The organism is Aeromonas sp. QDB63 (assembly GCF_027707425.1).
GTDB lineage: Bacteria > Pseudomonadota > Gammaproteobacteria > Enterobacterales > Aeromonadaceae > Aeromonas > Aeromonas caviae.
Genome location: NZ_JAPCIS010000003.1, coordinates 63,135 through 88,573, shown reverse-complemented (window position 1 = coordinate 88,573; position 25,439 = coordinate 63,135). Strand labels below are relative to the sequence as shown.

Below are 25,439 nucleotides of genomic sequence, written 5' to 3'. Positions count from 1 at the left end.
CCTGCGCCTTGGTGACGAGTGATAGCGGTAGCAGGACGATCGATGCCTGCATCAGCGATTCAGTGACCGAACTGACCATATTGCAGCCTCCTTTCAACGACGCGCAGGGCGAGGGACAGCGGCAGAAAGATCAGCACGCACATCAAGGTCAGCACCGCCAGCATCTCGTAGGTCTTGTAGTAGAGGGCGATGTAGTTCTTGGTGGTGTAGAGGAGCTCGGGCACCGCCACCGCCGAGGCGACCGTGGTCTCCTTGAGCAGGAAGATGAAGTTGGCAAACAGCGCCGGCAGGCTGGCGAGCCAGGCCTGGGGCAGTTGGACGTGGCGCAGCAGCTGCCAGCGGGAGAGACCGATGGCCCGGCCCGCCTCCAGCTGACTGGCGGGCACCGCCTGCACCCCCGCCCGCAGCGCCTCGGTCAGGTAGCCGCCGCCGAGGAAGGTCATGGCGATCACCGCAGTGGCAAAGCCGGAGAGCGAGATGCCGAGCGCCGGCAGCCCGAAGTAGAGAAAGAACAGCTGGATCAAGAGCGGCGTGTTGCGGGCCAGCTCCACATAGGCGCGGATCACCCGGTTCAGCCAGGGCTTGTGCAGGCTTTGCAGCGTCACGTTGAGCATCGCCACGGCGAGCGAGGTGAGGATCACGATGGCGCCGAGCTGCAGGGTGACCCAGACCGATTGGCCGAAGGCCGGCAGTGTGTTGAGGACAAAGGACCAGTCGAAGCTCATGCCGGTATCCTCCCGTCGCGGCGCAGCCGCTGGGGCAGCACTGTGATGGCGTCCGGGTACTTGATGCCGGCACCTGTGTTGAGCACCACCACCCGCTCGCCCCCCCGTATCCAGCCCGCTTCCCGCAGCTGGCGGGCGGCGGCGAAGGCGGCCGCCCCTTCCGGGCAGACGAAGCTGCCTTCGCGCGCGGCGAGCTGTCGGATCTCGCGCTGGATGGCGCTATCGTCCACCGCGACGGCGCATCCCTCGGTGCGATAGAGGGCGTCCAGCACCAGAAAGTCCCCCAGCGCCTTGGGCACGTTGATGCCAAAGGCCAGGGTCTGGGAATCGGGCCAGAAGCGCGATTCGCGCTCCCCCTGCTGCCAGGCCTGGACGATGGGGGCGCAGCCGCTCGCCTGCACCGCCACCAGTCGCGGCAGTGGCCCCTTGACCCAGCCCAGCTCCTGCAACTCCCGCAGCGCCTTGTAGATGCCGATGAGACCGACTCCGCCGCCGGTGGGGTAGAGGATGACGTCCGGCAGGGTCCAGCCGAGCTGCTCGGCGATCTCCAGCCCCATGGTCTTCTTGCCCTCGATGCGATAGGGCTCCTTGAGGGTGGAGGCATCGAACAGCCCCTGCTCGGCCACCGCCTCGGCCACCTGGCGACCGGCGTCGCTGATGAGGCCGTCCACCAGATAGAGGCGGGCACCGGCCAGCGAGGTCTCCAGTCTTGTGATGGCGGGGGCCGCCTGGGGCATGACTATGGTGCTGCGCAGTCCGGCGCGGGCGCCATAGAGCGCCCAGGCCGCCCCGGCGTTGCCGTTGGTGGGCATGGCGAAGTGGGTGATGCCGAGCTCCCGGGCGCGGGAGACGCCGACCGCGGCGCCGCGGGCCTTGAAAGAACCGGTGGGGATGATGCTCTCATCCTTCATCCAGAGATCCGGAATGCCGATCTGCTTGCCGAAAGCGGGCAGGGGCAGCAGGGGAGTGAAGCCTTCCCCCAGGGTGATCACCTGGGCGGGGTCGCGCACCGGCAGCAGCTCGTGGTAGCGCCACAGGCTGGCGGGGCGCCCCAGCAGCGCGGCCGGGTGCCAGGCCTGTTTCAGGGCCTCGAGGTCGTAACTGGCCAGCAAGGGGGCACCGACCGGGCTCAACTGCTGGGGCTGATCGGCATCCACTATCTCGCCGGTCTTGCTGCAACGCAGATGTGATAGGTAGCTGTACGGCATGCTTTATCCTGAATGGCTCACGTTGGCTGGTGTCTTATTCCATCCTGTGACCCAAGGGCCGGATAACAAACAAAATAAAGCGGCAAACTTAAGCGAAAAAATTCATATGGCTCCCCCGTGTCGGCGGACCACCCTCTGCCACCGGTCGGGGGGGGTTGGGCCATCCGGCGCGCTTTGTTACCCTGCCCGCTCACTCAAACCGCAGGGAGCCGCCTCGATGCGAGCCATTGTCAGCCTGCTGGCCCTGTCACTGCTCTGTGCGTGCAGCGGCCAGCCAACCAGAGAGGATGCCATGTCAGGGAATACGCGCCTTCACTACCCCGTCACCCGCCAGGGTGAGCAGGTGGATCACTATTTCGGCCAGGCCGTGGCCGACCCCTATCGCTGGCTGGAGGATGATCGCAGCCCCGAGACGGAGGCCTGGGTCAAGGCCCAAAACCGGGTGACTCAGGGTTACCTGGCGCAGATCCCGTATCGCGCCGCCATCAAGGAGAAGCTGGCCGCCTCCTGGAACTACGCCAAGGAGGGAGCACCGTTTCGCGAGGGGCGCTACCACTACTTCTTCAAGAACGACGGCCTGCAGAACCAGAACGTGCTGTGGCGCCAGCAGGAGGGCAAGCCGGCCGAGGTGTTCCTCGATCCCAATACCCTCAGCCCCGACGGCACCACGGCGCTGGATCAGCTGAGCTTCTCCCGTGATGGCCGCATCCTGGCCTACTCCTTGTCGCTGGCCGGCAGCGACTGGCGCGAGATCCACCTGATGGACGTACAGAGCAAGCAGCCGCTGGAGGCGCCCCTCAAGGACGTGAAGTTCAGCGGCATCAGCTGGCTCGGCAACGAGGGCTTCTTCTACTCGAGCTACGACAAGCCCGACGGCAGCGAGCTGTCGGCCAGGACCGATCAGCACAAGGTCTATTTCCACCGGCTCGGTACGGCGCAGGAGGATGACCGACTGGTGTTTGGTGCCATCCCGGCCCAGCACCACCGTTACGTGGGGGCGACCGTCACCGAAGATGACCGCTTCCTGCTTATCTCGGCGGCGAACTCCACCTCAGGCAACCGCCTCTATGTGAAGGATCTGAGCCAGGAGAACGCGCCGCTGCTGACGGTGCAGGGGGATCTGGATGCGGACGTGAGCCTGGTGGACAACAAGGGCGGCACCCTTTACCTGCTGACCAACCGGGACGCCCCCAACGGCCGGCTGGTGACGGTGGATGCCGCCAACCCGGGCCCGGCCCACTGGCGGGATCTCATCCCCGAGCGTCAGCAGGTGCTGACGGTACACAGCGGCAGCTGCTATCTGTTCGCCGAGTACATGGTGGATGCCACCGCCCGGGTCGAGCAGTTCGACTACGAAGGCAAGCGGGTGCGCGAGGTGGCGCTGCCCAGCCTTGGCAGCGTCAGCGGCTTCAACGGCAAGCACGACGATCCCGCCCTCTACTTCGGCTTCGAGCACTATGCCCAGCCGCCGACTCTCTACCGGTTCGAGCCCAAGAGCGGCGCCATCAGCCTCTATCGGGCCTCGGCGGCGCCGTTCAAACCGGAGGATTACGTTTCCGAGCAGCGCTTCTACCAGAGCAAGGACGGCACCCGGGTGCCGCTCATCATCAGCTACCGCAAGGGGCTGAAACTCGATGGCAGCAACCCGACCATCCTCTATGGCTACGGCGGTTTCGACGTGAGCCTGACCCCAAGCTTCAGCGTAGCGGTGGCCAACTGGCTGGATCTGGGGGGCGTCTATGCGGTGGCCAACCTGCGCGGGGGCGGCGAGTATGGCCAGGCCTGGCATCTGGCGGGCACCCAGCAGAACAAGCAGAACGTGTTCGACGACTTCATCGCGGCGGCCGAGTACCTCAAGGCCGAGGGCTACACCCGCACCGATCGGCTGGCGATCCGAGGTGGCTCCAACGGCGGTCTGCTGGTGGGGGCGGTCATGACCCAGCGGCCGGATCTGATGCGGGTCGCCCTGCCGGCGGTGGGGGTGCTCGACATGCTGCGCTACCACACCTTCACCGCCGGGGCGGGCTGGGCCTATGACTACGGCACCAGCGCCGACAGCGAGGCGATGTTCGACTACCTGAAGGGCTACTCGCCGCTGCACAACGTCCGGGCCGGGGTCAGCTACCCCTCGACCCTGGTGACCACGGCGGATCACGACGATCGGGTGGTGCCGGCCCACTCCTTCAAGTTTGCCGCCACCCTGCAGGCCGACAATGCCGGCCCCCATCCCCAGCTCATCCGCATCGAGACCAATGCCGGGCACGGGGCGGGCACGCCGGTGGCCAAGCTTATCGAGCAGAGTGCGGATATCTATGCCTTCACCCTGTACGAGATGGGCTACAGGGAGCTGCCGCGTCAGCCTTGATCCGGGCGAGACGGGCGCCAGCCATCCACTATCATCAGGGCCCTGCGGGGCCCTTTTTATTGCCGCGCGTTGTAAGAGCTGCGCTGGCAGCAATAGCTGCGACCATCCCTGTCTCGCCGCTGGCCCGTTTTGGCAGACGGGCCCCATCTGTCATCCCCCCGGTGGTATAGTCAGCCACAAGATCCGCATTCAAGGAGTCCATCGTGAAGAAGATCATCTACATCCTGCTGGGGTTGGCGCTGGCGGCCGTGGTGGCCATCGCCGCCCTGGTGTCCCTCATCGATCCCAATCAGTTCAAGCCCCAGCTGGTGGAACAAGTGCGCAAGAGCACCGGCCGCGAGCTGGTGATACAAGGGGATATCGGCTGGCGTTTCTGGCCGAGCCTCGGCCTCTCTCTCGAGAAGGTGGCGCTGCGCAACCCCGCCGGCTTTGCCGAGCCCGACCTGGTGCGATTCGAGCAGGGTGAGGCCTCGGTAGGCCTGCTGCCGCTGCTCTCCCACCGGCTTGAGATTGGCAAGGTGACCCTGAGCGGCGCTCATCTGTTTATCCAGACCAGGGCTGACGGCAGCTCCAACCTGAGTGACCTGCTCAAGTCCTCCGCCGACCCCAAGGGGGAGGCGACAACCTCCGAGCCCGCCGCAACGACGCCCCCAGCTGCCAGTGACAAGCAGCCCTGGCAGATCAGCCTGCAAGGCATCGCGCTGGTGGATGCCAGCGCCCTGGTGCGGGACGACCTTAGCGGTACCGTCTCCCGGCTCGACCGGCTGGATCTCGATCTGGGGCAGTTGACCCCGGGGGAGTGGGTACCGGTGACCCTGGCGGCCAAGGGGGCACAGGGGGATCTGGCCTTTGATCTCAAGGGTCAGGCCCAGCTCAAACCGGCCCGGGAGGCCATGAAGAGCGAGCTCAAGGATCTCAATCTCAGCGGCAGCCTGAACCAGCCGGCGCAGCGGCTCGATGCCTTCTCCCTCAAGGCGGATCGGCTGGCATTGGGGGAGTGGAGCAGTCTGAGCCTTAGCCTCAGCGGGGCACTGGGGGCAGCGGACAAGCCGACCCTGGCCGGTACGCTGGAGGGGACCCTCAAGGCGCGCCTCGATGAAAACCGGCAACTGCTGGAGCTGTCGGATGCCGTGCTGGCCGCCAAGCTGAGCGGCGATGCCCTGCCGCGCCCGCAGATGCAGCTCAAACTCGCTGGCTTTGCCCGCGCCGAGCTGGACAAGCAGAGCGTCGCCCTCAGCAACCTGGTGATGGGGGTGGATGATGCTCTGCTGAGCGGCAGCGGCGCCGTTCGTCTGGGGGCCGTACCCAAAGTGGACTTTGACCTCAAGGGGGACAAGCTCGATCTCGACGGCTGGCTCGGTCAATCGGCCAAGGCCGCGCCCGCTGCGGCCGCCTTGGGAGCGGCTGCACCGGCCGGAGCAAAGGATCAGGCAGCGGCGCCCGCCAACAGGGCGCTCTCCACGGTAGAGCCTGATCTGACCGCCCTCAAGTCGGTGGACCTGTCTGGCCGCCTGCAACTGGGCAGCCTGCGCCTCAAGGGGCTGGATCTCAGCGCCGTCGATCTGCAACTGGCCCTGGCGGGTGGTCAGCTCACCCTCAAGCAGTTCAGTGCCGGGGTGGCCGGCGGCAAGGTGACCGCCAGCGGTCTGCTCGATGCCCGTCAGCAACCCGCCCGCTATCAGGTGCATAAGCGGGTGCAGGGAGTCGATGTGCGGCCGCTGTTGCAGACCCTGGCCCAGACCGACCTGCTGGAAGGCAAAGGGGATCTGGAGGTGCAGGTGCAGGGTAGCGGTCTTTCCGAGCAGGCGCTGCGCAGCCGGATGCAGGGCAAGGTGAACCTCAAGTTGAGCGATGGCGCCCTGCACGGCATCAACCTGGCGGAGATGATCCGCGAGGCGCGGGCCACCCTGACCGGCAAGGGGGCGGATCAGGTGAAGGAGGTGCGCAAGACCGACTTCAGCGCCCTCACCGCCAGCTTCCAGATTGCCAACGGGATTGCCAGGAGCGATGACATCCAGCTCTTTGCCCCCGCCCTGCGGGTGAAGGGGCAGGGCCAGACCGCCCTGGTGCCGGAGACCCTCGACTTCCTGTTCCTCACCTCCGTGGTGGAGAGCAGCAAGGGGCAGGGGGGCAAGACGGTGGATGAGCTCAAGGACATCACCATACCGGTGCGCATCGGCGGCCACTGGCAGGCGCCGAGCTACCGGCTCGACGTGAAGGAATTGCTCAGCAACAACAAGGTGCTGGAGGAGAAGGCCCGCAAGGAGACCGAGCGCGGTCTCAAGAAGCTGCTGGGTGACAAGGCCGACAACGAAGGGGTGAAGGGGGTGGCGGACCAGCTGCTCAAGGGCCTGTTCAAATAGCCAGCCTCCCGTTGTTGTCATCAAGAGCCCGCCCCGTGCGGGCTCTTTGCTGTGGTGCCGGGCGTTACGGGACGAGGTGTGGTCGGCAACATGAGGTACTATGCGAAACAGTCTTCGAAACCGGGAACCAGGAGGGTTCATGAACAAACGGGTGCTGATCACCGGCGGTGGCAGAGGTATCGGGGCCGCGACAGCCCGCTATCTGGCGGCGCAGGGTTACCATCTCTGTCTCAATTATCGTCAGGACAGGGCGTCCGCCGAGGCGGTGGTGGCCGAGATCCTGGCCACCCATCCGGTCGAGTGCATCGCGGTGCAGGCCGATGTCAGCGTGGAGGCCGAGGTGGTGCGCCTGTTCGAGGAGATGGACGCGAGGCTCGGCCCCGTCACTCATCTGGTGAACAACGCCGGCAGGTTGCAGCCCCAGATGCGGGTGCTGGAGATGAGCGCCGAGCGCATCAACCAGACCCTGACCACCAATGTCACCAGCTGCTTTCTCTGCTGCCGCGAGGCGGTGCGCCGCATGACGGCAGGGGGCGCCATCGTCAACGTCTCTTCCGCCGCCGCGCGCCTGGGCTCCCCCGGGGAGTACGTGGATTATGCCGCCGCCAAGGGGGCCGTCGACGTGCTGACCAAGGGGCTGTCGCTGGAGCTGGCGGCTCAGGGGATCCGGGTCAACGGGGTGCGCCCGGGTTTCATCTACACCGACATGCATGCCGACGGCGGCGAGCCCGGCCGGGTGGACAGGATCAAGGGGGCCATTCCGCTGCAACGGGGCGGCGAACCCCGTGAGGTGGCGGCCGCCATCGCCTGGCTGCTGTCGGACGAGGCCTCCTATGCCACCGGCACCTTTATCGATGTGGCAGGCGGGCGCTAGGTCATCTTCAACAAGCCTTTCGTCAACGAGAAGGGGCGCCATGGCGCCCCTTCTGCTTATTCTCCCAGCAGCTGTTGCCAGACCGCCAGCACATGGCCCCGCTCTCGCGGCAACTGATCGTCCCCCACCTTGCGGGAGATCTCCGAGAGGTTGAGGCGATGGCCGAGGTTGCGGATCTCCAGATAGGCCTGCTTGAGCCCCTCTGCCTGCTCCAGTGTGAGCACTCCCGCCATCACGCACTCATCGAAGATGCGCACATTGTCTGACCAGCGGGTGAGGGCGTCCGGCTCACCGCAGGCATGGGCCAGCACCAGGTACTGGGCGATGAACTCGATGTCCACCATGCCACCGGGGGACTGCTTGAGATCGAACTCTCCCTCTCCCGCCTTGAGCAGGTGATCCCGCATCTTCTGGCGCATCTCCCGCACTTCGCGGGCCAGGGTGGGCAGATCCCGCTCCTTGGCCAGCACGTTGCGGCGGATGCGGGCAAATTCGGCGACCACGGCATCATCGCCATAGATGGGACGGGCTCGCACCAGAGCCTGATGCTCCCAGGTCCAGGCTTCCTGCTGCTGGTACTGCTCATAGGCCGACAGCGATGAGACCAGCAGGCCTGAGTCGCCGGAGGGGCGCAGCCGCATGTCGATCTCGTAGAGGATGCCGGACGGAGTGCGGGTGCTGAACAGATGCAGGATCCGCTGGGCCAGGCGCAGGTAGAACTGGCGGCTGTCGATGGGCTTGCGGCCATCGGTGTAACTGTTGGGGTCGCCGCCGTGCAGGAACACCAGATCGAGATCCGAGCCGTAGCCGAGTTCGATGCCCCCCAGCTTGCCGTAGGCCACCACCGCAAAGCCGCGCTGGCCGCTCACCGCCACCTCGGGCGGCACCCCGTAGCGTTCGCTCATCTGGGCCCACGCCTGATTGACCACCTCCTCGGTGATCGCCTCCGCCAGCCAGGTGAGGTGGTCGCTCACCTTCATCAGCGGCAGGGCGCCGGCGATGTCGGCGGCGACGATGCGCAGCAGCTGCACCTGCTTGAACTGGCGCAGCGCCTCCATCTGCTGCTCCACATCCTCCTCGGGGATGCGCAGGAGGAACTGGCGCAACTGGGGCTTGTACTGATCCAGCGGGGTGGGGTGGTAGAGGTGCTGGGGATCCAGCAGCTCGTCCAGCAGGATGGGGTAGCGGGCCAGCTGCTCGCTCACCAGGTTGCTCTCGTCACACAGGCGTACCAGCTGGCGCAGGGCTGCGGGGTTTTCCGCCAGCAGTTGCAGATAGGCGCTGCGGGTGAAGATGCGGGTCAGCAGGGTGCAGACCCGCTCGAACAGGCGGGCGGGCTCGCGGCTCGCCACCACCAGCCGCAGCAGCTCCGGCATCAGCCAGTCCAGGGCGATGCGCCCCTGGGGCCCCACCTGACGGCGCTTGTACTCCTCCTTGAAACGCAGCAGGGCGGCGCAGAGGGGGGCGGGCTCCACCACTCCCTGCGTGGTCAGCAGTTTTTCCAGCTCGGCGGCATCAAGCTCGGTGCGCCAGAGATCGAGCCAGAGCTGTTCCAGGTGGGCGGGGGCCTCCTTCTCTTCCCCCACCACGGCGACGAACTCCTGATGGACGGCGGCCATCTCCTCATCGAGGTGGGCCATGAAGGCGTCCCAGTCGGTAAAGCCGAGGGTGGCGATGAGCCGCTGGCGATCCCGATCCTCGGTGGGCAGAGTCTGGGTCTGCTGATCGCCGATCTCCTGCAAGATGTTTTCCACCCGGCGCAGGAAGCGATAGGCGGTGAGCAGGCGTTCGCACTGGCTCCCCTCCAGGGCACCCCCCTGGGCGATGGCGGCCAGCGCCTCGGGCAGGTGGCGTACCCGCAGGGCGGGCTCGCGCCCGCCACGGATGAGTTGCAGCGCCTGGGCGATGAACTCCACCTCGCGAATGCCCCCGGCCCCCAGCTTGATGTTGCCCTCCAGTCCCTTGCGGCGCACCTCGGCGGCGATCATCGCCTTCATCTGGCGCAGGCCGTCGATGACGCCGAAGTCGATATAGCGGCGGAACACGAAGGGGCGCAGCAGTTCGGTCAGGGCCATGGCGTGTTCGCACTGGGGGCCCAGCACCCGCGCCTTGACCATGGCGTAGCGCTCCCAGTTGCGGCCGTGATGCTGGTAGTAGTCCTCCATGGCGGCGAAGGAGATGGCGAGCGGCCCCGCATCGCCAAAGGGGCGCAGCCGCATGTCGACCCGGAACACCTGACCATCCTGGGTGGGCTGGTGGAGGGCGTTGATGAGACGCTGCCCCAGCTTGATAAAGAACTGCTGATTGGCGAGCTCCCGCCGCCCGCCAACGGTGTAGCCGTTCTCGGGGAAGGTGAAGATAAGGTCGATGTCCGAGGAGAAGTTGAGCTCGCCGCCGCCGAGCTTGCCCATCCCGAGGATGAGCAGCGGCTGGGGGTTACCATCGCCGTCCATGGGGGTGCCCAGCTCGCTGCACTGTTTGGCGTAGAGCCAGTCGCGGGCTCCACAGATGAGGGCATCCGCCAGCTTGGTGAGATGGATGAAGCTCTCTTCGACCTCGGACTCCCCGAGCAGCTCGCGCCAGGCGATCACCAGCATGCGGCTGCGGCGGAATTGGCGCAGGATGCGCTTGAGCGCCTCCTCGTCCGCGACCTCGGCGAGCAGCGCTGCGAGCTCAGGTTCATAGGCGGGCCAGCGCTCGGCCCGGGTCAGTGCGTCCGATGCCAGGGTCTCGGCCAGCAGCCCCGGCTGCTTGATGAGGGAGTCGGCGACAAAGTCGGAGAGGCCGAGCAGGGTCAGCAGAGTCTGGCGGGTGGGCTCGGGCAGTGCGTCATACTGGGGCGCCAGAGCGAGCAGCCGCTGCCAGTGGCGCAGGGCCTGCTCCTGCAGCAAGGGAGAGAAGGCGGAGAAAGAGGGAGAGTGCTGGGCCACGGTTGCCATCCTTGTGGTTGACGAGTCTGCAGGGAGAGTGAAATGCCGGCTGCCAATCTAGCACTCCCGGGCGCTGGCGTCACAGCGCCGCTGCCCGGAAGGTGATCCGGCGACGGATCTGGCGATCGGCCGGGCTCAGGGACGCCGGTAGATCTCGGGGTCGTAGATTTCCATCAGGCTGCCGGGGCTTCTCGGCGGCACAAAACCGAAACCGGCGTAGAGGCCGTGGGCATCGGAGGTGGCGAGGGAGAGACGGCGCAGCCCTTGCAGCTCCGGGTGGGCGAGGATGGCGGCCACCAGGGCCTTGCTGTGACCGCGCCCGCGATGTTCGGGCAGCACGAAGACGTCGGCGAGATAACCGAAGGTGGCCTTGTCGGTGATGACCCGGGCGAAGGCGACCTGCTGGCCGTCGAGATAGGCTCCGAAGCACAGGGAGTGGTTGATGGCCCGCTGCAGGGTAGCGAGGGGAATGCCGAGGCACCAGTAGGCCTCTTCACTGAGGAAACGGTGAATGAGCGGGACGTCGAGGCGCCCCTTGTCGTCGCTTATCTCAAGCGCACGTTCTGTGGTCTGCATCCTGGCTCCTTGCCGTGATGAAAAAAGAAAGGCCCCTAAGGGGGCCTTCCAGTGTACTCAAATCACGACCTCAGGCCAGCCTGAAGGTTTGACGATGGGCGCCAGCATCAGGCCAGCTTGAAGGCCTGGATATGGCTGTCCAGCGTCTGGCTGTGGTGTTCCACCAGTTCGGAGGCATCTTTCAGCTCCCGCAGCACCACGACGGAGCCTTCCACCACCTGTTTGACCTGCTCCAGGTTGGCATTCATCTCCTCGGCGACCGAGCTCTGCTGCTCGGAGGCGGCGGCGATCTGGCGGTTCATGTCGGCCACTCCTTGCACCCGTTGCACTATGGTGTCGAGCTGGGTGCCTGCCTGGGTCACCTGCTCCACCCCCTTGTCCGCCTGCTGCACGCTCTCGGCCATCAGGCCGACGGCCTGGCGGGCGTTGCCCTGAAGCTGCTCGATCATCTTCTGGATCTCGACGGTGGCCGCCTGGGCACGGTTCGCGAGTTCGCGCACCTCGGAGGCGACCACGGCAAAACCGCGACCCGCCTCACCGGCGCGGGCGGCCTCGATGGCGGCGTTCAGGGCCAGCAGGTTGGTCTGCTCCGAGATGCTGCGGATGGTGTCCACCACGGAGCCGATGCGATCGACCCCGTGCTCCACTTCGTTGACCACGGTGGAGGAGCGCTGGATGTTGCCGGAGAGAGTGTCGATGGTGTTGACGGTAGCCGCCACGCAGCGGCTGCCCTCCTCGGCCAGCTGGCTGGTTTCGGCGGTGGCGTGGGACGCCTGCTCCGCGTGGTTGGCCACTTCTCGAATGGCACCGACCATCTGGCTCATGGCGCTGGCAAGCTGCTCAATCTGGGTGAACTCCTCGTTGATGGCCTCGTTCGCCTCATCCATGCAGAGAGTCACCTGGGAGGCGATCTCGTTGAGCTCCTTGCAGGCGGCACGCTGGGTCCCGAACACCTCCTTGAGGTTCTCCTGGGAGTGGGCCACCGCCTTGGCGATGTCGCCGAACTCGTCCCGGGACTTGAGCAGCACGCTGTGGCTGAGATCCTTGTTGGCGAAACGCTCCAGCAGCCCCACCAGGTAGTGGACCTGCTTGACCATGAGGCGGGAGCCGGTGAGCAGCAGCACCACGAAGACGACCCCCATGAGCGCCGTCTCCACCAGCCCGGTCCAGAGCAGGCGATCGGCGATGGTGTTGGCCATGGCGGCATCAATGCCCTCGCTGAGCAGGGTCGCTTCCAGGTTGCTGGCATCGAACCAGAGTTTGGCCAGCAGCAGCAGGGTGCTGAACACCATGAGCAGCACCACCTTGGGCACCAGTCGGATGTTGCTCATGCGCCTCTCCAGCGGGTTCAACTGCATAATTTTTCTCCTTTCAACGTCCATTATTCCTTTGCCGTCATAGCTATCGGCATTATCTTCCTTTTTATTAATTTGCACCGTGCTTAAAGTTGGAAAATGTATGCGACATCACTTAACTCATTTGCGTACCATGGATCTGCTGATGGGGTTTCTCTCCGTGATTTCGGTCTGCCTGGTGGCTGCTCGCTGGCTGGGGCACGGTGAACTGAGCCCCCAGACTTTACAGCTCTTTTATGATGTCGACAGTCTGATCTGCTACTTCTTCCTCGCTCACTTCGCCTATGGCTGGGCGCGCGCCTCCGACAGGATGGCCTTCTTCAAGAGCAACTGGTTCTATCTGCCCGGCAGCCTGCCCATGGTGGAACAACTGCGCTGGGCGCGGCTCATCCAGCTGTGGCGGGTCTACCAGTTGCTCCGGGACAGACCGGATCTGCTGGCCATGTTCCGTCGTGAACGCAACGAAACCACCCTCTCCGGCATTCTCTTCCTCTTCTTCCTGTTGCTGGGGGTCGGCTCCGGCGTCATGTACTGGCTGGAAACGGGGCAACCCGGCAGCCAGATCCAGACTCCTTACGATGCCTTCTGGTGGACGCTGGTGACCCTCTCTACCGTGGGGTACGGGGATCTGGTGCCCAAGACGGAGGAGGGGCGCTTCGTCGCCAGCCTGCTGATCCTCTTTGGTGTGGGGTTGTTTGGCGCCCTCAGCGGCTTCATGGCCAGCCTGTTCGTCCATCCCGGCAAGACCAACGACGACACCGCGGTGTGGCGACGCCAACAGAGCGAGCAGCAGGCGCAACTGCTCAAAGAGCTCAAGGCCCTGCGCGCCGAGGTGCAGGCGCTGAAACAGAAGTAGGTACGACGTCTGGAATGGTCGCGTGGCAAACCGGCGGCGCTGCGAGACAGCTCTCACTCGGGGAGATGGCGCTTTTCTTTGCTTGTCCTTTGACCCGCAGGCGGCTTAACATTCGGCCTGCAACCTAATCCAACGAAGAGAATCGATCGACCATGCGCGCCCTTCTCGGGATCCTGATCTGCTTGTGTGCCCAACAGGCACTGGCCGATACCCGCTATGTTTCAGACAACATCTTTACCTATATCCACAACGGTCCGGGTACCCAGTACCGGATCCTCGGCAGCGTCAAGGCCGGTGAGCCGCTGGAGGTCAAGGCGGTGAACCAGGAGGCCGGATTCACCCAGGTGGTGGACGGTCGTGGCCGCGAGGGCTGGATCAAGAACAGCGAGCTGCAGGGGGAGATCAGCCTGCGTGAACGCCTTCCCCAGGTTCAGAAAGAGCTGGACGAAGCCAAGGCCCGTCTGCTGAACCTCAATGGCGACAACGAGAAACGCTTCGCCGAGAAGGATGGCAAGATCGCCGAGCAGAGCAAGGAGATCGCCAGCCTCAAAGCCCGTCTGGACAGCCAGAGCGCCGAGATGAGCAGCCTCAAGGAACAGAACGACGCCCTGACCCAGAGCTATGACAACCGTGAGCACGACATGCAGATGGACTGGTTCATCCGCGGTGGTGCCATGGTGGGGGGCGGCATCCTGCTCGGGATCCTCCTGCCCATGCTCCCGCGCCGTCGCAAGAGCAGCGAGCGCTGGATGAACTGATCGCCCGGGCGGTCAACAGGATGAAAGGTCGCCAGAGGCGGCCTTTTTTCATGGTGTGCCTGGCGAGAAGAGGGCCATGACGGGGGTCGCCATCGGCCCTTCCCGCTCGTAAGATGAGGCAAACGATCTCGTGCCGCGCGCATTCTCAACAAGAGCCTTCATCATATGTCATCAACTGAACAGGCCTTCTGGTTCGTGCTGGGGGGCGATCACCTCGTCCTGCTGGATGAACAGGGGCGCATTCCACAAGGGCCCCGCGCCGTTTTGCCCCCCCATCTGCACACCGCCCCCTTCGAGCGCTTCGACGAGTGGGACGGCCTGCCTTGCCATCTGCTGGATCTGGGGGCAGAGGCGGAGACCGGGGCCATGGCCCCGCTGCGCCAGCTCATGGTGGCGGGGGACGAAGAGGGCTTTCGCCTCGCAGGACGGGCCTGGCAGCTCGCCACTTTTCGCCGTACCCATCGTTTCTGCGGTGAGTGCGGCGCCCCCATGACCCCGAGGGAAGGAGAGTGGGCCCAGGGGTGTCATCACGGCCATGTCGTCTATCCGCGCATCTCCCCCTGCATCATCGTCGCGGTGCGCAAGGGGCCGGCCATCTTGCTGGCAGCCCACCGCCGTCACTATCAGGCGGATGATCCCATGTATACCGTGCTGGCCGGCTTCGTGGAGGCAGGGGAGAATCTGGAGCAGTGCGTGGTGCGGGAGGTGTTCGAGGAGAGCGGCATCCGGGTGGCCAATGTGCGTTACGTGGCGAGCCAGCCCTGGCCCTTCCCCCACAGCCTGATGATGGGCTTCACCGCCGACTACGAGAACGGCGAGATCAAGGTGCAGGATGACGAACTGGTGGCGGCAGGGTTCTTTGAGGCTGACCGGCTGCCGCGCTTGCCCCCTCATGGCACCATAGCGCGCCGGCTCATCGAACAGTGCCTCGCCGAGGCGCGTTGAGGGAAAACGGGGGCGCTTGTATGCGCCCCCTCACATCTTTGCACTCCTGCGGCGATGTGCGGCGTCAGGGTCGCCCTCAGCCTTGCACAAAGTGGTATCATGTCCGCCATTTTATGCGTGACATGACTCAGGAACTGGGATGAAAGAGCTGAAGAACGATCGATACCTGCGTGCCCTGCTGCGCCAGGAAGTGGACATGACCCCGGTATGGATGATGCGTCAGGCTGGCCGTTATCTGCCGGAATACAAGGCGACCCGCGCCGTTGCGGGGGATTTCATGTCCCTGTGTCGCAACGCCGAGCTGGCCTGTGAAGTCACCTTGCAGCCCCTGCGCCGCTATCCACTCGATGCCGCCATCCTCTTCTCCGACATCCTGACCGTGCCCGATGCCATGGGGCTGGGCCTCTACTTCGAACACGGGGAAGGCCCGCGCTTCGAGCGCCCGATCACCTCCATGGCCGACGTGAAGGCCCTGCCCATCCCGGATCCGGAAGACGAGCTCGGCTACGTGATGAATGCGGTGCGCACCATCCGCCGCGAGCTCAAGGGCGACGTGCCGCTCATCGGCTTCTCCGGCAGCCCCTGGACCCTGGCCACCTACATGGTGGAGGGGGGCAGCACCAAGGCGTTCACCAAGATCAAGAAGATGATGTATGCAGAGCCGCAGACCCTGCATCTGCTGCTCGACAAGCTGGCGGACAGCGTGATTAGCTATCTCAACGCCCAGATCAGGGCGGGTGCCCAGGCGGTCATGGTATTCGACACCTGGGGCGGCGTGCTCACCCCGCGGGATTACCGCGATTTCTCCCTGCAGTACATGCACAAGATCGTCGATGCCCTGATCCGTGAACATGAGGGCCGCCGTGTGCCGGTCACCCTGTTCACCAAGAACGGCGGCCAGTGGCTGGAGCAGATCGCCGCCACCGGCTGCGATGCCCTGGGGCTGGACTGGACCACCGACATCGCGGACGCCAAACGCCGGGTGGGCGACAAGGTGGCGCTGCAGGGCAACATGGATCCCTCCATGCTCTACGCCACCCCGGAGCGGATCCGCGAAGAGGTCGCCACCATTCTGGCCGGTTTCGGTCATGGCAACGGCCATGTCTTCAACCTGGGGCACGGCATCCATCAGGATGTGGACCCGGAACATGCTGGCGTGTTCGTCAACGCGGTGCATGAGCTCTCCGCCCGGTACCACGGTCGCTGAGGGCTGCATACAGCGTGATGAACGGGGCCTGCGGGCCCCGTTTTGCTGTCCGTGACACAGGGGGCTGCATCCTGGTCGCGGCTCGGGTTACACTGCACCCCCATGTTGGCCGTCGTGGCCGGGATGGGGTCGTTGAGGGGCAGGAGGCTGGATGGAGAAGCGGGCGTGGGATTGGGGCATCGACCTTGGCGGGACCAAGTGCGAGTGCGTGGTGCTAGATGGCGACGAGGTGTTGCTGCGCCACCGCATTCCCACTGAACGGCGCGGCGGCTACCAGCACATGCTGGGCCAGATCGCCAAACTGGTGGACGAGTGTGCCGCCAAACTCGGTCAGCGTCCTGCACTCATCGGCATGGGGACGCCGGGGGCCCGGGACCCCCAGACCGGGCTGCTGAAAAACAGCAACACCACCGAGTTCAACGGCAAGCCGCTCAAGGAAGATCTTGAGCGCAGGCTGGGCGTCCCCGTGCTCATCGCCAACGACGCCAACTGTTTCGCCCTGGCGGAAACCCACCTGGGGGCGGTGCGCCAGCATCATCCCGATGCAAAAGTGGTGTTCGGCATCATCATGGGCACCGGGGTCGGGGCCGGCATCGTCATCAACGGCCAGATCCTCAACGGTCACCACGGCATCGCCGGGGAGTGGGGGCACAACGTCCTGTTGCCGGAGGGGCCAGAGTGCTACTGCGGCAAGCGCGGCTGCGTCGAAACCCTCATCAGCGGCCCGGCGCTGGAGGCCTGGTACGAGGCCAGGACCAAACGCCGTCTCTCGCTCGCCCAGATTGCTGCGGCCAGTGCCCATGATCATGTCGCCAGGCTCACCATGGACAGGTTGCACCTGTTGTTCGGCCAGGCCCTCGCCAACGTGATCAATATTCTCGATCCGGACGTCATCGTCATCGGTGGCGGCGTGGGCAATGTGCAGAGCCTCTATCGCGCCGGGCGCGAAACGGTATTGCCCTTCCTGTTCAACCCCCGTTTCGCCACCCCCATGATAGCGCCGGCCCTGGGGGACAGCGCCGGGGTATTCGGTGCCGCACTGCTGGCCCGCGGCGTCTTTCGCGAGGCACTGCTCTCGTGAGTCGCCCCTTCCTCCCATCCCTTTGTCGCAGCTAAGGACACAACGTTTCCATGATCAAGATTGCCATCAACGGCTATGGCCGCATCGGCCGCAACGTGCTGCGGGCCCTCTACGAGAGCGGCCGCGACAAGACTATCAAGATAGTGGCCATCAACGAGCTGGCGGCCCCCGAGGCCATGGTGCACCTGACCCGCTTCGACACCAGCCACGGTCGCTTCCGCTATCCGGTGCAACTGGCGGGCAACAGCATGCAGGTGGGGGAGGATCTCATCGCCCTGTTTGCCGAGCGGGATCCGTCGAACTTGCCGTGGCGGGCGCTGGGGGTGGACGTGGTGCTGGACTGCACCGGAGTGTTCGGCTCCCGGGCCGATGCCGAGCTGCATCTGGGGGCGGGAGCGGGCAAGGTGCTCTTCTCCCATCCGGCGGACGCGGATGTGGACGCCACCATCGTCTACGGGGTCAACCACCAGGTGCTGACCGGGCGGGAGCGGATTGTCTCCAACGCCTCCTGCACCACCAACTGCGTGGTCCCCGTCATCGAAACATTGCATCGAGAATTCGAGATAAATTGTGGTACTATTACGACAATTCATTCGGCCATGCACGATCAGCAAGTCATCGACGCCTATCACGGCGACTTGCGCAGAACCCGGGCAGCCAGCCAGTCCATCATCCCGGTGGACACCAAGCTGGCAAAGGGGTTGGAACGTATCCTTCCCCACTTCGCCGGCAAGTTCGAGGCGATCGCGGTGCGGGTACCCACCATCAATGTAACCGCCATGGATCTGAGCATTACTGTTCGTAAAAAAGTGACAGTTAGTGACGTAAATCAAGCCCTGCAACGGGCATCCAGAGGTACATTACACGGTATTCTGGACTACACGGAAGAGCCACTGGTCTCCGTAGACTTTAATCATGATGCACACTCCTGCATCATTGATGGTACCCAGACCCGGGTCAGCGATGCCAACCTCGTCAAGATGTTGATGTGGTGCGATAACGAATGGGGCTTCGCCAACCGCATGCTGGATACCACCCGGGCCATGATGGCCGCAGGCTGAAAGTCTGCACCGGGCGCAAGGTTACTGTTTTTTTAACATTACCTGAAAATATATAGAGGACTGAATATGTCTGTTATCAAGATGACCGACCTGGATCTGGCGGGCAAACGCGTTCTGATCCGTGCTGACCTGAACGTGCCGGTAAAAGACGGCAAGGTCACTTCCGATGCACGTATCGTTGCGACTCTGCCGACCATCAAGCTGGCTCTGGAAAAGGGCGCCAAGCTGATGATCACCTCCCACCTGGGTCGTCCGACCGAGGGTGAATACAACGAAGAATTCTCCCTGGCTCCGGTTGTCAACTATCTGAAAGACGCACTGTCCTGCCCGGTTCGTCTGGCCAAAGACTACCTGGATGGCGTAGACGTCGCCGCCGGTGAGCTGGTTGTGCTGGAAAACTGCCGCTTCAACAAAGGCGAGAAGAAGAACACCATCGATCTGGCCAAAAAATACGCCGCCCTGTGTGACGTCTTTGTAATGGATGCGTTCGGTACTGCTCACCGCGCCGAAGGTTCTACCTACGGTGTGGCCCAGTTCGCGCCGGTTGCCTGTGCAGGCCCCCTGCTGGCCGGTGAACTGGAAGCCCTGGGCAAAGCCATGCTGAAGCCCGAGCGCCCCATGGTTGCCATCGTGGGCGGCTCCAAGGTCTCCACCAAGCTGACCGTGCTGGAATCCCTCTCCAAGATCGCTGACCAGCTGGTGGTCGGTGGTGGCATCGCCAACACCTTCATCGCTGCTGCCGGTCACAACGTCGGCAAGTCCCTGTGCGAGCACGATCTGATCGACACCGCCAAGAAACTGGCTGCCGAAACCAACATTCCGGTGACCACCGACGTGGTTGTGGGTGCCGAGTTCTCCGAATCCACCCCGGCCACCATCAAGTCCGTGTCCGACGTGACTGACGGCGACATGATCTTCGACATCGGTCCGGATTCCGCCAAGGCCCTGGCCGACATCATCATGAACGCCAAGACCATCCTGTGGAACGGCCCGGTCGGTGTGTTCGAGTTCGACCAGTTCGCTGAAGGCACCAAGGTGATCGCCGAAGCCATCGCCGCTTCCCCGGCCTTCTCCATTGCTGGCGGTGGTGACACCCTGGCTGCCATCGACAAGTTCGGCATCGCCGACAAGGTCTCCTACATCTCCACCGGCGGCGGCGCCTTCCTGGAGTTCGTAGAAGGCAAGGTACTGCCGGCTGTCGCGATTCTCGAAGAGCGCGCCAAAGCCTAATTGACCCGGGACGGGGGGCAAAAGCCTCCCGTTTCGTTTATCATGTGGCCGCTGTGCCGGTTCATGATGAACCCCCCACTTTTTATTAACGGCATACGAGACAGGACGATTAAACATGTCTAAGAAAATTTTCGACTTCGTAAAACCCGGCGTGATCACTGGTGATGACGTTCAGAAAGTGTTCGCCATCGCCAAGGAAAACGGCTTCGCTCTGCCGGCCGTCAACTGCGTCGGTACCGACTCCGTGAACGCCGTGCTGGAAGCTGCTGCCAAGGTCAAAGCCCCGGTTATCGTACAGTTCTCCAACGGTGGTGCCGTGTTCACCGCCGGCAAGGGTCTGAAGCTGGAAGGCCAGCAAGCTGCCATCCTGGGTGCCATCTCCGGTGCCAAGCACGTGCACGCCGTTGCCGAAGCCTACGGTGTGCCGGTGATCCTGCACACCGACCACGCCGCCAAGAAGCTGCTGCCGTGGATCGACGGTCTGCTGGATGCCGGTGAGAAGCACTTCGCCGAAACCGGCAAGCCGCTGTTCTCCTCCCACATGCTGGATCTGTCCGAAGAGTCTCTGGAAGAGAACATCGACATCTGCTGCGAGTACCTGACCCGCATGGCCAAGATGAACATGACTCTGGAGCTGGAACTGGGCTGCACCGGCGGTGAAGAAGACGGCGTGGACAACAGCCACCTGGACCAATCCTCCCTGTACACCCAGCCGGAAGACGTGGCCTACGCCTACGAGCGTCTGTCCAAGATCAGCCCGCGCTTCACCATCGCTGCCTCCTTCGGCAACGTGCACGGTGTGTACAAGCCGGGTAACGTCAAGCTGACTCCGAAGATCTTGGACAACTCCCAGAAGTACGTCTCCGAGAAGTTCGGTCTGCCTGCCAAGTCCCTGGACTTCGTGTTCCACGGTGGCTCCGGCTCTACCCTGGAAGAGATCCGCGAATCCATCTCCTACGGCGTGGTGAAGATGAACATCGACACCGACACCCAGTGGGCGACCTGGGAAGGCGTGCTGAACTTCTACAAGTCCAACGAAGCCTACCTGCAAGGCCAGCTGGGCAACCCGGAAGGTGCCGACAAGCCGAACAAGAAGTTCTACGATCCGCGCGTATGGCTGCGTGCCGGTCAGACTTCCATGATCGCGCGTCTGGAGAAGGCCTTCTCCGACCTGAACGCCATCGACGTACTGTAATTCGCAGCACCTTGATTGCATGAAAAGGCGCCCTTCGGGGCGCCTTTTGCATTTCTGTGATCCTGACGGGCTGGATTGGGGATGGGGGGCTGAGTATTATCGATGACACCCGTTTAATTTAGTAAACGAATGCAACCAGGCAGGATGCTGAGCATGCAGACAGGAAGACAGGGACATCAGGAACACACGGCCTCCTATTACGCGGCCACTCGCAACGACCATCGGCAGTGGCCCGAGCTCAGTGGTGAGCTGGATGCGGACGTCTGCGTCATCGGTGGCGGTTTCACCGGCCTCAACACCGCCATCAACCTGGCCGATGCCGGCTACAAGGTGGTGCTGCTGGAGGCGAACCGCATTGGCTGGGGAGCGTCGGGGCGCAACGGCGGCCAGCTGATCCGCGGCATCGGCCACGATACCAGCCAGTTTGCCCGCTGGATTGGCGAAGCGGGCGTGCGGGAGCTGGATCTCATGGGGATCGAAGCGGTGCAGCTGGTGCGCGAGCGGGTCGAGCGTTTCAATATCGAGTGCGATCTCACCTGGGGCTATTGCGATCTTGCCACCAAGGCGCGCCACCTGAAGGGGTTCGAGGAGGATGCCGAGCACCTGGCTAGCCTGGGTTACCGGCACGCACTGAAAATGGTGGCGCGGGAGGAGATGCACACCGTGGTCGGGTCGGATCGCTATATCGGCGGGATGATCGACATGGGCTCCGGTCACCTGCATCCTCTCAACCTGGCTCTCGGCGAAGCGCGTGCGGCAGCCAGTCTCGGGGTCTCCCTGTTCGAACACTCAAGGGTGACCCACATCGACTACGGCGAGCGGGTCGAGGTGACCACGGCCCACGGCCGGGTCAGCGCGGACTACCTGGTGATCGGCTGCAACGCTTATCTGGGCGACCTCCAGCCCGATCTCGGGGGCAAGGTGCTGCCGGCAGGCTCCTACATTCTCGCCACCCAGGTGCTGGAGAAGCGCCTGCGCCAGCGCTTGCTGCCACAGAACATGGCGGTGTGCGATCAGAATGTGGCGCTCGACTACTATCGGCTGTCGGCGGACGGTCGCCTGCTGTTCGGCGGGGCCTGCAACTACTCGGGCCGTGACCCCCGCGATATCAAGGCCTTCATGCTGCCCAAGCTGCTGCGGGTCTTCCCCGAGCTCGCGGGTACCGCCATCGAGTTCCAGTGGGGGGGGATGATAGGCATAGGCGCCAACCGGCTGCCCCAGATAGGCCGCCTCGAGCAGCATCCCAACGTCTTCTATGCCCAGGCCTATTCGGGCCATGGCCTCAATGCCACCCACATGGCGGGCAAGCTGGTGGCGGAGGCGATCAAGGGGGAGAGCCGGGGCTTCGATCTCTTCAGCCGCGTCCCTCACATGACCTTCCCGGGTGGCCCGGCGTTGCGCTCTCCGTTGCTGGCGCTCGGGATGCTCTGGTATCGGCTGAAGGATCTGCTCTAGGGGGAGGGGGGCTCGGGATTATCCCTGCTGCGTCGCGTCTGGCTCGGCCAGGCGCCAGCCCTGCTCCGTCTTCATCATCCAGACCTGGGTCTCCTGCGCCAGGGCCTGGCCTGCCTCGAAGTCGCCATATTTGCGCTCGAGCTCCATCAGTCCCATCTCCTGCTGGAAGGGGCCGACCCTGTCATAGACGAGATCCTCGTCGTGCAGCACCTGCAACTGATCCAGTCCCTGCTTGAAGTGGAGCTGGTAGCTCACCTTGACCAGATAGACCCCCTCCATCCGCTCCTCCTTGCCGAGCACGGCGAAGTCGCGGATGTCGAACAGGTCAGCATCTGTGCCCCCCTGCAACCTGGCGGTGACCTGGCTCTGGATGGTTTCTTCACCGGGACCTGCGTTGCAGCCATAAAGCCAGAGGGCCAGCAGGGGGATGAACCATTTTTTCATCAAAACTCCGGATGATGCGAGACAGGAGGGGCAAAGTTTGCCACGGTACGGGCCAGATACAAGGGATAGCCAGAAAAATCAGCAGTCTATGGGAGGTCCGAGGGAAGGGGACGGCGAACGATGCAGGTCATGACCAGGGTATCGCCGCTGAACCCGGCGATCTGTTTGCGATCTACTTGCTGGAAGCCGTGCTTGGTCCAAAAATGCAGGGCTGGCAGGTTGGTTTCTATGACCCCGAGCCGCATGTTGGTGCAACCCCAGTTTGCCGCCATCTCCATGAGCCGTAGGACGACTTGGCTGCCGATGCCACGGCCTTGCCTGCACTCCTTCAACAGCAGCAGACCGAGATAGGCGGTATCCGGTGTGGGATAGCCACGGATGAGATCGACGCAGCCAAGCAATTCTTCGCCCTCCAGCACGGCCAGCACAAACTTGTCCTCTTGCCCCATCCCCGGTGGACAGACCTTGAGTATCTCTTCGGCATCCGCAGGGGCAGGCCCCTTGCTTTCGGTCAGCCAGCTGTAGGCTGGGGCTGCCATGACAACTTCCTCCAGCCAGCCCCTGTGCTCTGGGTGAAACGCTGACAGACGCCGAAGCTCCATCTAGCGCAGCTTGTCCAGCTGGCCGAGAAATTCGGCAGGCCCCATGAAGCCGGTCACCCGCTGGCCGTTCACCTCGTTGCCATCGCGATCGAAGAAGAGGAGTGTCGGCAATCCCAGCACGTTGAGGCCGTTGAGCAGATCCACGTCGGCGTCGTCGTTGGCGGTGACGTCCGCCTGCAGCAGCACCATCTCGCCGAAGCGCGCCTGCACATCGGGGTCGCTGAAGGTCTTGTGCTCGAACTCCTTGCAGGCCACGCACCAGTCGGCGTAGAGATCCAGCAGCACCGGCTTGCCGCGGGCGGCGGCAAGCTGCACCTTGAGATCGTCCAGGGTCTTGATGCGGATGAATCGGGGGGCCTGGGTCTGGGCGGCGGCATTGGCCCCCTCGGGTGGCAGCAGCAGATCCTTGCCCACCACCACCAGACCCATCATCGCCAGAAGCAGGACGAAGCCGCCGAGGCTCTTGCCCACCGAATGGGCGCGATGCTGGTTGTGGTGATAGAGATAACCGCACAGCACCAGCCCCCAGCCGAGCCAGAGCAGGGTGGACATCTGGTCGCTCAGGAGCCTTGAGAGCAGCAGTATGGGTACCGCCAGCAGCGCAAAACCGAAGAGTTGCTTGATCACATCCATCCAGGCGCCGGCCCTGGGCAGCAGCTTGCCGCCAGAGGTGCCGAGCAAGAGCAGCGGCAGCCCCATGCCCAGGGAGAGGGCATAGAGGGCCGCACCGCCGAGCCAGAGATCGCCACTCTGGGCCACGTAGATAAGGGCCCCTGAGAGTGGCGCTGTGGTGCAGGGGGAGCAGACCAGTCCCGAGATCATGCCCATGATGGCGACGCCGGCCACGGATCCGCCCTGCTGGCGGTTGGAGAAGCCCGAGAGACGGGTTTGCAGGCTGCTCGGCAGTTGCAGGGTGTAGAGCCCGAACATGGAGAGGGCGAGCAGCACGAACATCACCGAGAGGCCGATGAGCACATAGGGGTGTTGAAGGGCCGCCTGGAATTGCAGGCCCGCCGAGGCGACGACGAGCCCGAGCAGGGTATAGGTGACCGCCATCCCCTGCACATAGACAAAGGAGAGCAGGAAGGCGCGACGGGTGGAGAGGTGATGCCCGGCCCCGGCGATGATCCCGGTCAGGATGGGATACATGGGGAAGACGCAGGGGGTGAAGGCGAGGCCCAGACCCAGAGCGAAGAAGGCGGCGACGCTGATCCAGAACCCCTGGCTGCCGAGGGCGGCCGCCAGCCTGTCCTGCTGGCTGCCCGGCACGTCGGTGCCCTGAAGGGGGGCCGCCGCTTCCGCCCGGGCGGGGGCGGCGAGGGGCTCGACGGCGATCCGCTTGTCGGTCGGTGGGTAGCAGAGTCCCTCGGTGCAGCCCTGGTAACTCAGGGTGAGGCTGGCCGCGTCCCCGACCCGGGTCAGCGCCACGGGGATCTGCACCTCCTGGTAATAGACCCGGCTCTTGCCGAAGAAGTCATCCTCGTGCTCGGTGCCGGGGGGCAGGACGGGCTCGTCAAAGGCGAGGTTCTCTCCCTTCACACGGATGCTGTGGCGATAGAGGTAGTAGCCGTCGGCGATGCGTATCCGGAGCAGCAGCCGATCACCCTGTTGTTCGCTCTCGAGGGCGAAGGCCTGATCCACCTTGAGGAATCTGGGCTGGGTCTCGATGCCGAGGCTGCCGAGCAGATCCTGGCTGCTGGCCCGGGCGGGGGCCGTCGTCAGGACACAGAGCAGGCCCAGCAGCATCAACAGGAAGGAGAGGGGGCGAGAGGCGGTCATGAGGTCTCCTGTGTCAACCAGTCGAGATAGGCAGGGTGGCCCTTGCTTGCCGGGAGCGCCAGGATCTCCGGTACCTCGTAGGGATGGTGGGCGAGAATGCACTGGCGCAGGGGTTCGAACAGAGCGGCCCGACTCTTGATGACGAGCTGGATCTCCCGGGTTCGCTCCGTCTTGCCCTGCCAGCGATAGACGGAGGTAACCCCGGGCAGCTGGTTGATGCAGGCGGCGAGGCGCTGGTCGAGCAGCTGCTCGCAGAGGCGGTCTGCACTGGTCTCGTCGGGGCAGGTGCAGAGCACCAGAATGGCGTCGGTCATAGGGATGGACGGTCTCGGCAACGGGGCGCACGGGCCCCCTGGATCAGCCGCTACTATACCGGGCCGGGGGGCAAATAGCACCCGGCCCCCCGCACCCGGAATAAGTCATGCGCCCG

The 25,439-nt window shown here is 64.2% G+C and carries 21 protein-coding genes; 12 read left to right on the top strand and 9 right to left on the bottom strand.

The window, feature by feature from the left end:
- Nucleotides 1–59: 59 nt before the first annotated feature.
- Complete coding sequence (locus tag PG879_RS03155) at nt 60–725, bottom strand: amino acid ABC transporter permease (RefSeq protein ID WP_270829718.1); 666 nt, start codon at nt 723–725, stop codon at nt 60–62.
- On the bottom strand, nt 722–1,933 hold the full coding sequence (locus PG879_RS03150; RefSeq protein ID WP_270829717.1) for a threonine synthase: 1,212 nt from the start codon (nt 1,931–1,933) through the stop codon (nt 722–724). The genes PG879_RS03155 and PG879_RS03150 overlap by 4 nt, the downstream gene beginning before the upstream one ends.
- 217 nt (nt 1,934–2,150) lie before the next feature.
- Here PG879_RS03150 and PG879_RS03145 point away from each other — a divergent pair, with 217 nt between their 5' ends.
- From PG879_RS03145 to PG879_RS03135, 3 genes are all read left to right on the top strand, one after another.
- Entirely contained in the window at nt 2,151–4,298 is a 2,148-nt protein-coding gene (locus tag PG879_RS03145) for a prolyl oligopeptidase family serine peptidase (protein WP_270829715.1), read from the top strand.
- A gap of 203 nt (nt 4,299–4,501) precedes the next feature.
- The gene (locus PG879_RS03140; RefSeq protein WP_270829712.1) at nt 4,502–6,661 is read left to right on the top strand and encodes an AsmA family protein; all 2,160 of its coding nucleotides are present in this window, start codon (nt 4,502–4,504) and stop codon (nt 6,659–6,661) included.
- Between the two features lie 139 nt (nt 6,662–6,800).
- Nucleotides 6,801–7,535, top strand: coding sequence for an SDR family oxidoreductase (locus PG879_RS03135; RefSeq protein ID WP_171865330.1), 735 nt, complete (start codon nt 6,801–6,803; stop codon nt 7,533–7,535).
- Between the two features lie 56 nt (nt 7,536–7,591).
- Here PG879_RS03135 and glnE read toward each other — a convergent pair whose 3' ends face one another.
- The 3 genes from glnE to PG879_RS03120 form a co-directional block, all read right to left on the bottom strand.
- The gene (glnE, locus tag PG879_RS03130; RefSeq protein WP_270829710.1) at nt 7,592–10,465 is read right to left on the bottom strand and encodes a bifunctional [glutamate--ammonia ligase]-adenylyl-L-tyrosine phosphorylase/[glutamate--ammonia-ligase] adenylyltransferase; all 2,874 of its coding nucleotides are present in this window, start codon (nt 10,463–10,465) and stop codon (nt 7,592–7,594) included.
- 135 nt (nt 10,466–10,600) lie between these two features.
- On the bottom strand, nt 10,601–11,041 hold the full coding sequence (locus tag PG879_RS03125; protein WP_010675667.1) for a GNAT family N-acetyltransferase: 441 nt from the start codon (nt 11,039–11,041) through the stop codon (nt 10,601–10,603).
- Nucleotides 11,042–11,148: 107 nt separating this feature from the next.
- The gene (locus PG879_RS03120) at nt 11,149–12,399 is read right to left on the bottom strand and encodes a methyl-accepting chemotaxis protein (protein ID WP_010675666.1); all 1,251 of its coding nucleotides are present in this window, start codon (nt 12,397–12,399) and stop codon (nt 11,149–11,151) included.
- 100 nt (nt 12,400–12,499) lie between these two features.
- Between PG879_RS03120 and PG879_RS03115 the strand changes: the two genes are divergently transcribed.
- From PG879_RS03115 to PG879_RS03075, 9 genes are all read left to right on the top strand, one after another.
- Nucleotides 12,500–13,252: a potassium channel family protein gene (locus PG879_RS03115; protein WP_029314808.1), complete on the top strand. Its 753-nt coding sequence runs from the start codon at nt 12,500–12,502 to the stop codon at nt 13,250–13,252.
- 152 nt (nt 13,253–13,404) lie between these two features.
- A complete protein-coding gene (locus PG879_RS03110; protein WP_010675664.1) occupies nt 13,405–14,010 on the top strand; it encodes a TIGR04211 family SH3 domain-containing protein in 606 nt (201 codons plus the stop codon).
- 165 nt (nt 14,011–14,175) lie between these two features.
- A complete protein-coding gene (gene nudC / locus PG879_RS03105) occupies nt 14,176–14,955 on the top strand; it encodes an NAD(+) diphosphatase (protein WP_270829709.1) in 780 nt (259 codons plus the stop codon).
- Nucleotides 14,956–15,094: 139 nt separating this feature from the next.
- Nucleotides 15,095–16,162, top strand: a complete 1,068-nt coding sequence (hemE, locus tag PG879_RS03100; RefSeq protein WP_270829708.1) for a uroporphyrinogen decarboxylase — start codon at nt 15,095–15,097, stop codon at nt 16,160–16,162.
- 151 nt (nt 16,163–16,313) lie between these two features.
- Nucleotides 16,314–17,243: an ROK family protein gene (locus PG879_RS03095; RefSeq protein WP_167826096.1), complete on the top strand. Its 930-nt coding sequence runs from the start codon at nt 16,314–16,316 to the stop codon at nt 17,241–17,243.
- Nucleotides 17,244–17,293: 50 nt separating this feature from the next.
- Nucleotides 17,294–18,304 (top strand): erythrose-4-phosphate dehydrogenase, encoded by a 1,011-nt coding sequence (epd, locus tag PG879_RS03090; RefSeq protein ID WP_041211676.1) that lies wholly within the window; start codon nt 17,294–17,296, stop codon nt 18,302–18,304.
- 66 nt (nt 18,305–18,370) lie between these two features.
- Nucleotides 18,371–19,534, top strand: coding sequence for a phosphoglycerate kinase (locus tag PG879_RS03085; RefSeq protein ID WP_128272569.1), 1,164 nt, complete (start codon nt 18,371–18,373; stop codon nt 19,532–19,534).
- A 115-nt stretch (nt 19,535–19,649) separates the two neighbouring features.
- A complete protein-coding gene (gene fbaA, locus PG879_RS03080; RefSeq protein ID WP_010675658.1) occupies nt 19,650–20,729 on the top strand; it encodes a class II fructose-bisphosphate aldolase in 1,080 nt (359 codons plus the stop codon).
- 153 nt (nt 20,730–20,882) lie between these two features.
- The gene (locus PG879_RS03075) at nt 20,883–22,184 is read left to right on the top strand and encodes an NAD(P)/FAD-dependent oxidoreductase (protein WP_041213912.1); all 1,302 of its coding nucleotides are present in this window, start codon (nt 20,883–20,885) and stop codon (nt 22,182–22,184) included.
- Nucleotides 22,185–22,202: 18 nt separating this feature from the next.
- Here PG879_RS03075 and PG879_RS03070 read toward each other — a convergent pair whose 3' ends face one another.
- From PG879_RS03070 to cutA, 4 genes are all read right to left on the bottom strand, one after another.
- On the bottom strand, nt 22,203–22,628 hold the full coding sequence (locus tag PG879_RS03070) for a hypothetical protein (RefSeq protein ID WP_270829707.1): 426 nt from the start codon (nt 22,626–22,628) through the stop codon (nt 22,203–22,205).
- A gap of 86 nt (nt 22,629–22,714) precedes the next feature.
- Nucleotides 22,715–23,167, bottom strand: a complete 453-nt coding sequence (locus PG879_RS03065; protein ID WP_050498250.1) for a GNAT family N-acetyltransferase — start codon at nt 23,165–23,167, stop codon at nt 22,715–22,717.
- Nucleotides 23,168–23,230: 63 nt separating this feature from the next.
- The gene (locus tag PG879_RS03060) at nt 23,231–25,009 is read right to left on the bottom strand and encodes a protein-disulfide reductase DsbD (protein ID WP_270829706.1); all 1,779 of its coding nucleotides are present in this window, start codon (nt 25,007–25,009) and stop codon (nt 23,231–23,233) included.
- Nucleotides 25,006–25,323, bottom strand: coding sequence for a divalent-cation tolerance protein CutA (cutA, locus tag PG879_RS03055; RefSeq protein WP_270829705.1), 318 nt, complete (start codon nt 25,321–25,323; stop codon nt 25,006–25,008). Before cutA ends, PG879_RS03060 begins: the two co-directional genes overlap by 4 nt.
- Nucleotides 25,324–25,439 lie beyond the last annotated feature (116 nt).

Bases quoted from the DNA above. Each gene is read 5' to 3' on its own strand.
- PG879_RS03155 (WP_270829718.1), bottom strand. From the start codon at position 725: ATGAGCTTCGACTGGTCCTTTGTCCTCAACACACTGCCGGCCTTCGGC.
- PG879_RS03150 (WP_270829717.1), bottom strand. From the start codon at position 1,933: ATGCCGTACAGCTACCTATCACATCTGCGTTGCAGCAAGACCGGCGAG.
- PG879_RS03145 (WP_270829715.1), top strand. From the start codon at position 2,151: ATGCGAGCCATTGTCAGCCTGCTGGCCCTGTCACTGCTCTGTGCGTGC.
- PG879_RS03135 (WP_171865330.1), top strand. From the start codon at position 6,801: ATGAACAAACGGGTGCTGATCACCGGCGGTGGCAGAGGTATCGGGGCC.
- PG879_RS03125 (WP_010675667.1), bottom strand. From the start codon at position 11,041: ATGCAGACCACAGAACGTGCGCTTGAGATAAGCGACGACAAGGGGCGC.
- PG879_RS03120 (WP_010675666.1), bottom strand. From the start codon at position 12,399: ATGCAGTTGAACCCGCTGGAGAGGCGCATGAGCAACATCCGACTGGTG.
- PG879_RS03115 (WP_029314808.1), top strand. From the start codon at position 12,500: ATGCGACATCACTTAACTCATTTGCGTACCATGGATCTGCTGATGGGG.
- PG879_RS03110 (WP_010675664.1), top strand. From the start codon at position 13,405: ATGCGCGCCCTTCTCGGGATCCTGATCTGCTTGTGTGCCCAACAGGCA.
- nudC (WP_270829709.1), top strand. From the start codon at position 14,176: ATGTCATCAACTGAACAGGCCTTCTGGTTCGTGCTGGGGGGCGATCAC.
- hemE (WP_270829708.1), top strand. From the start codon at position 15,095: ATGAAAGAGCTGAAGAACGATCGATACCTGCGTGCCCTGCTGCGCCAG.
- PG879_RS03095 (WP_167826096.1), top strand. From the start codon at position 16,314: ATGGAGAAGCGGGCGTGGGATTGGGGCATCGACCTTGGCGGGACCAAG.
- epd (WP_041211676.1), top strand. From the start codon at position 17,294: ATGATCAAGATTGCCATCAACGGCTATGGCCGCATCGGCCGCAACGTG.
- PG879_RS03085 (WP_128272569.1), top strand. From the start codon at position 18,371: ATGTCTGTTATCAAGATGACCGACCTGGATCTGGCGGGCAAACGCGTT.
- fbaA (WP_010675658.1), top strand. From the start codon at position 19,650: ATGTCTAAGAAAATTTTCGACTTCGTAAAACCCGGCGTGATCACTGGT.
- PG879_RS03075 (WP_041213912.1), top strand. From the start codon at position 20,883: ATGCAGACAGGAAGACAGGGACATCAGGAACACACGGCCTCCTATTAC.
- PG879_RS03070 (WP_270829707.1), bottom strand. From the start codon at position 22,628: ATGAAAAAATGGTTCATCCCCCTGCTGGCCCTCTGGCTTTATGGCTGC.
- PG879_RS03065 (WP_050498250.1), bottom strand. From the start codon at position 23,167: ATGGCAGCCCCAGCCTACAGCTGGCTGACCGAAAGCAAGGGGCCTGCC.
- PG879_RS03060 (WP_270829706.1), bottom strand. From the start codon at position 25,009: ATGACCGCCTCTCGCCCCCTCTCCTTCCTGTTGATGCTGCTGGGCCTG.
- cutA (WP_270829705.1), bottom strand. From the start codon at position 25,323: ATGACCGACGCCATTCTGGTGCTCTGCACCTGCCCCGACGAGACCAGT.